Source organism: Metapseudomonas phytobenefica (genome assembly GCF_043392685.1).
Classification (GTDB): domain Bacteria; phylum Pseudomonadota; class Gammaproteobacteria; order Pseudomonadales; family Pseudomonadaceae; genus Metapseudomonas.
Genome location: NZ_JBHZGM010000091.1, coordinates 1 through 665 on the forward strand (window position 1 = coordinate 1; position 665 = coordinate 665).

The 665-nt window shown below is 70.1% G+C and carries 1 protein-coding gene; it reads left to right on the top strand.

The annotated features are described in order from the left end of the window. Window positions 1-665: biotin/lipoyl-containing protein (locus ACFW0B_RS25880; RefSeq protein WP_449151807.1), on the top strand; the 665-nt coding region annotated here is incomplete at both ends.

A 665-nucleotide genomic window follows, 5' to 3' on the forward strand; every position in this document is an offset into this window, starting at 1 on the left:
GGACAAGGCCAGCATGGAAATCCCGGCTCCCAAGGCCGGCGTGATCAAGAGCCTGAAGGTCAAGCTGGGCGACCGCCTCAAGGAAGGCGACGAACTGCTGGAACTGGAAATCGAGGGTGCCGCTGCCGCGGCGCCCGCTCAGGCTGCAGCTCCCGCGCCCAAGGCTGAAGAGCAGCCCGCCGCCGCACCGACACAGCCCCCCGCCCCGGCGGCCGCCGCCTCCAGCGTGCAGGAAGTCTTCGTGCCGGACATCGGCTCGGACGGCACCGCCAAGGTCATCGAAATCCTGGTCAAGGCCGGCGATACCGTCGCCGCCGAGCAGTCGCTGATCACCCTGGAATCCGACAAGGCCAGCATGGAGATCCCCTCCCCTGCCGCAGGCGTGGTGGAGAGCATCGAGGTCAAGCTGGATGACGACGTCGGCACCGGCGCCCTGATCCTCAAGCTGCGCGTTGCTGGCGCCGCTGCGGCCGCCCCGGCTCCAGCCCAGGCTGCTGCACCTGCCGCCGCACCGGCCCCTGCCGCGGCTCCGGCTGCAGCCCCCACACCGGCAGCCGCCGTCTCGGTGCAGGACGTCTTCGTGCCGGACATCGGCTCGGATGGCAAGGCCAAGGTCATCGAAATCCTGGTCAAGGCCGGCGACAGCGTCGCAGCCGAGCAGTCGC